Raw genomic sequence first — 5,049 nt, 5'->3', positions numbered from 1 at the left:
GGGAAGTCGAGCGGCGAGACGTTGTAGAAGCGCTGGTCAGCAACCGTGCAGAGCACGGGTTCGACGTTCTCCACCTGGCCGCGGAGCTTGGCCGCTCGGGCGAGGACGGCCGCCTTGGTCGGCTCCAGCACGCAGTCGAGGCGCCGGAGAACGGTCAGGGGGAGGATGACCTTGCCGTACTCGGATTGCTTGTAGTCGCCCCGAAGCAAGTCGGCGACAGCCCAGATGAAGGCCGCATGGTTGTTGATCCTGGTCTCAGCCATGCTGGCGTCGGTCCCCTCTCCCTCTGACCTGGGCCGTTGATCTCCCAAGGCTACTGACGCACGGCTCTGGCCGTCTGGAGCGCCACTGGGGTTCGTTGCCCACGATCATCGTGGCGATTTGCGTGGGCGCCGCCGCCGGCGGCGTTCCTCACGTGCCACGTCTGGGTCGGGGGGTGGAGGCAGGCGTAGGGGCTTGCCCCGGTAGCGGCGGTGCAGGGTCTGCCAGGACATGTCGGTGTAGTGGCCGAGCATGCGCCACGAGCAGCCGTCCTGGTTGGCCTCGTAGATGGCCTGGTGCAGTGCGAGCTCGGCGCTGCTGCGCATGGCGCACAGCAGTTCGAGGCGGGCAGCCCGATGGGGCGCAGCTCGGGCGGCGCGGCCCCAGGCCAGAGCCGCTTCGATCGCCCGACCCTCCGCCAGTAGACCCTCCGCCTTGGCACTTTCGGACAAATAGCGACGCATCGTCTCCCCAGCGTAGCGACCTGAGTTGTCTCGTTTTCGGACGCTTCATCGATCTTTGCGATGGGAGGGGGGGTGTTCTAATTGGGAGGTTTTTCGCTGGAGCAGTCCGGTCCTCCCGCTCATCTCGTGATCAGAGGAGGATCCAGCTTGCCGCCCACCACCACGCTCAACCCGCCACCGCCGACCGTCCGCAACGGACCGCTCGCACGCTTCCTCGCCCATCCCGCCACCTGGTGGGCCGACCTCGGCCAGCACTTGGCCCGCATCGCCCACGCCGTCCTACCCGTTGCAGCCACGGTCGCCGTGGTGCTCGCAGTCCTCGTTGCCCTGGTGGTGCTCGTGCGGGTCCTCGCCCGGTACCGGTCGACTTCAACCGGCCAGCTCGTCGAAGTCGACGTGCCGCCCGCCGTCGACCCCAGGGGTGCCGTATCGTTTTGGCGCAACCTCCATCCCGTCCTTGCCGCTCGTCACCACCTGCTTGCTGCTCCGCACTCGGTGGCCTTCGAGGTGACGTCCTCGGCCAACGGCATCGGACTGCGCATCTGGGTGCCACCGAGCCTCTCCGCCCACGCCGTCGCCCGTGCCGTCTCGTCGGCGTGGCCGGGCAGCCGGTGCCGGATCGAGCCCAATCGCCCCTCTGTCCTCCGAGGACGAACCGTCACCTGTGGCGAGCTACGCCTCGCGTCGCCGTCGTGGCTGCCACTTCGGACCGACCACGATGCCGACCCGTTGCGCACCATCCTGGGTGCCCTCTTCACCGGCGACGAGTCCGACGAGGGCGCCCTGCAGGTTGTCGTTGCGCCGGCCGGTGCCCGGGCGACCCGCTCTATCGGGCGCGCTGCCCGATTCCTTCACACCGGCCGCCCGATGGCTCTTGTGCCCCGGTTGCTTGCCGCGTGGCAGACGACGCCGCAGAGGCCATCGAGTCCCGACCCCATGCGTTCGGCAGATGTCCGTCACGTGGTGCAAAAGGCGAGCGACCTTCCTTCCTTCGAGATCGCCCTCCGTTACGGGCTTTCGTCCGCTTCTACCGACCGCCATACCCGACGGCGTCTGCGCTCGCGTGCCCACGAGCTCACCGCCACCTTCGGTGTCTATGCCGGGCGCAACCACCTCATCGCTCGCCACTCGCGTGGGTGCCGGCGCCGCCTCGAACACCGGGCAATCACGTATGGCCAAGTACTGGGCCTCTCCGAGGTTGCCGCGTTGGCGCATCTGCCGTGGGACGCGGCGATCCCCGGGCTCGTCCACGCCAGCGCGGCGATGGTCGGCCCGCCCTCCGGTGTGCTCGCTGAACGCGCCGGGTCGCAGAACTTTGAGGAGGACGACGATGCGCTCTTCTGAGAGTGGGATTCGGGTGCTCGGGGACACCGAGGTCGGGCCGCGCCAAGCCGTGGCCCTTGGGACCGCAGGCGGCCGGTTCCATACTCACGTCATCGGTGCCACCGGAGCTGGGAAGTCGACGTTGCTCGCCAACCTGGCGCTCGCCGACATGAAAGCCGGGCGCGGGGTGGTCCTGATCGACCCGAAGGGCGATCTGGTCGAGGATCTCCTCGCTCGCTTGCCCGAGCGGGCGCTCGAACGTCTGGTGCTCATCGACCCGAAGGAGACCGAAGCCCCGCCGGCTCTCAACGTGCTGGATGGAGAGCCAGCCGAGGTCGCCGTCGACCATGTGGTGTCGGTCTTCGCCCGGATCTTCTCGGCTTGGTGGGGACCGCGGACCGAGGACGTCCTGCGCTCAGCGTGCGCCACGCTCCGGCGACTGCCGGGCGCCACCTTGGCCGATGTCCCGGTGCTGCTCACCGACCGGCGTTTCCGGGCGCCGCTCGTCGCCGGCCTGTCGGAGCGATCGGGGTTGAAGGGTTTCTGGGACGCCTATGACGCCCTGAACCCGGCGGGTCAGGCCCAGGTGATCGGGCCCATCATGAACAAGCTGCGGGCCGTGCTCGCCCGACGCTTCGCCCGGGACCTCTTCGGCTCGGCTGCCTCGAGCTTCGACATGATGGAGGTCCTTTCGGGTGGGGTGCTCCTCGCTCGGCTGCCCAAAGGCATTCTCGGTGAGGACACCGCGCGGCTCGTGGGCGCCCTTCTCGTCGCCTCGGTCTGGCAGGCCGCCACTGCCCGGGCCGACGACTCGGTCCGTCCCGACGCCACCTTGTACGTCGACGAATGCCAGAACTTCCTGGCGCTGCCGACCGCCATCGACGACTTGCTCGCCGAGGCGCGCGGCTACCACCTCTCGGTCGTCCTGGCCCACCAGCATCTCGGCCAACTGCCGAAGGACCTCTTCGAGGCGACCTCGGCCAATGCCCGCAACAAGGTCTACTTCTCGGTCTCACCCGAGGACGCCAGGGTCCTCGCCCGCCACACCGAGCCGTACCTGAAGCCCTACGACCTCTGTCACCTCGACGCCCACCAGGTGGCATGCCGGCTGGTGGTCGGCGGGCGTGACCTCCACGCCTTCACGCTGCGGACCCGACCACTGCGCCCGGCCGTGCCCGGACGAGTAGCCGAGGCGCGTGAGCAAGCACGCGAGAACGCCGGGCGAAGCCGGGCGGATCGGCGTCACGACCTGCTCGTCCGACGACGCGCACACCGCAGGAAGGACGGCGGCGGGTCTGGTGGCGTCTCGGATGGCGTCTCCCCCGGCGTCTTGGTCGGCGCCCCTGAGACGCCGGCACCGACACCCGACGACCGCCAGCGTGGCCGGCCTCGCACCCCGGCGTCGGTGGACCCCGACTCCTGGAGCAATCCATGACTGTCTCTTCTTCTCCTCGGCGGCGCGGCGCATCTGCGCTCGACATCTTCGGTCGCCTCACCGAACGCGACCGGCTCCTCTGCCGCGTGCTGTGGGAACACAGGGTTCTCACCACCGAGCAGGTCTGCGACCTGTGCTTCACGAGCCTCGTCTCCACCCAGCACCGACTGGTCGCGCTCTGGCGCCTCGGGGTCCTCGACCGCTTCCGCCCGCTTCGACCAACGGGCTCGGAGTCGTGGCGCTACAGCCTCGGACCGGCCGGCGCCGCAATCGTTGCTGCCGAACGCGGCATCGAGGCGCCACGGTCCTCGGTGCTCCGCGACCGGGTGGTTGCGCTGGCTGCCGGACAGCGGACGACCCACACTCTCGGGGTGAACGGCTTCTTCTGCGCGTTGCACAAGGCGGCACGCGAGCGCCCCGGTCCGGCGGTCACCGCCTGGTGGTCGGAACGGCGCTGCGCAGCCGAATGGGGCGAGCTGGTCCGTCCCGACGCCTACGGAATCTGGGAGGAGGACGGACAGCGCGTCGAGTTCTTCTTGGAGTACGACACTGGCAGCGAGCCGCTCCCTCGGGTCGCCGGCAAGCTCGCTGGTTACCGCGACCTCACCGAGGCGGACGGCACCGCCCGGCCTGTCCTCTTCTGGCTCGCCCAGCCGGGGCGCGAGCCGGGACTGCGCCAGGCACTCGGCGCTACTGCCCTGCCAGTGGCGACTGCCGTCGCCGGGAAGGGCAACCCCGCCGACGCCATCTGGCTGCCCGTGGGTAAGGAGGCTCCCCGCCGGTCCCTGGCCCGGCTCGCCACCCCTGCCGCGGGGGTTGCCCGATGACCGCTCGGCGCCTCGCCACCACCGACGCCTGCACCCGCCACGCCCGCGAGTCGCCCGAACCCGCGCCCACCGGCTCGGCCCTGACCGTCCGGTGCCAGGTCCGCCTGATGGGAGGCGAGGCCGGCCGGGCGCTGGCGGCGGCCCAGGGAAGGGCACTTTCGGCCTTGCTCGCTTCCCTTGCCGAGACAGAGGTAGGACAGGACGAGGAGGTCCTGCCATGACCACGTCCGCCAGCCCAACTCCCCGCTACGCCTGGTATGGGAGGGTCTCGACCGAGGACGAGCAGGACCCCACGCTTTCCTTCCCTCGCCAGCTGGCCAACGCCGAGCGCCAGGTCGAAGAGGCGGGCGGACGGATCGTCGCCCACTACTACGACATCGAGTCAGGCACCCGCACCTACGCGGCCCGAGGATCGGGCGGCTTGGCCGGCTTCGACATCCCGATCCCCCGAGACGGTGGACTCCAAGACCTCCTGGCCGACAGTGCCAAGCGACCACTCCGCTTCGACCGCGTGATCGTCGAATCCATCTCGCGTCTGTCGCGTAACTCGTCGGTCGCCTTCCGAGTCGAAGACGAGCTGCGCCAGGCGGGCGTGCGGCTGTGCGCGGCGGACGAGCCGCTCGAAGAGTCCTTCGGCACCATCGTGCTGCGCCACGTGAACATCGGCATCGCCCGCGGCTACCACCACGAGCTGATGGTCAAGTCCCGCCAGGGCCAGGAGACCTCGACCCGCCAAGGC

Annotated in this window: 7 protein-coding genes; 5 read left to right on the top strand and 2 right to left on the bottom strand. The window is 69.7% G+C overall.

Annotated features, from left to right (window positions below; translation table 11 throughout):
• Positions 1-263 (bottom strand): type I restriction-modification system subunit M N-terminal domain-containing protein (locus VMV22_14625; GenBank protein HUY23564.1); only part of this gene is annotated, 263 nt, incomplete at its 3' end.
• Positions 264-368: 105 nt separating this feature from the next.
• Entirely contained in the window at positions 369-725 is a 357-nt protein-coding gene (locus tag VMV22_14620; protein HUY23563.1) for a hypothetical protein, read from the bottom strand.
• A gap of 147 nt (positions 726-872) precedes the next feature.
• Between VMV22_14620 and VMV22_14615 the strand changes: the two genes are divergently transcribed.
• The 5 genes from VMV22_14615 to VMV22_14595 form a co-directional block, all read left to right on the top strand.
• Positions 873-2,069, top strand: coding sequence for a hypothetical protein (locus tag VMV22_14615; protein ID HUY23562.1), 1,197 nt, complete (start codon positions 873-875; stop codon positions 2,067-2,069).
• Positions 2,056-3,483, top strand: coding sequence for a hypothetical protein (locus VMV22_14610; GenBank protein HUY23561.1), 1,428 nt, complete (start codon positions 2,056-2,058; stop codon positions 3,481-3,483). The genes VMV22_14615 and VMV22_14610 overlap by 14 nt, the downstream gene beginning before the upstream one ends.
• Positions 3,480-4,310: a replication-relaxation family protein gene (locus VMV22_14605; GenBank protein HUY23560.1), complete on the top strand. Its 831-nt coding sequence runs from the start codon at positions 3,480-3,482 to the stop codon at positions 4,308-4,310. The genes VMV22_14610 and VMV22_14605 overlap by 4 nt, the downstream gene beginning before the upstream one ends.
• Positions 4,307-4,531, top strand: a complete 225-nt coding sequence (locus tag VMV22_14600; GenBank protein HUY23559.1) for a hypothetical protein — start codon at positions 4,307-4,309, stop codon at positions 4,529-4,531. Before VMV22_14605 ends, VMV22_14600 begins: the two co-directional genes overlap by 4 nt.
• The coding region (locus VMV22_14595; GenBank protein HUY23558.1) for a recombinase family protein at positions 4,528-5,049 on the top strand (522 nt) is incomplete at its 3' end. The genes VMV22_14600 and VMV22_14595, both read left to right, overlap by 4 nt.

Source organism: Acidimicrobiales bacterium (assembly GCA_035531755.1).
GTDB lineage: Bacteria > Actinomycetota > Acidimicrobiia > Acidimicrobiales > UBA8190 > DATKSK01.
The sequence above is the reverse complement of the archived record's forward strand: the minus strand, read 5'-3'. Positions and strand labels throughout refer to the sequence as shown.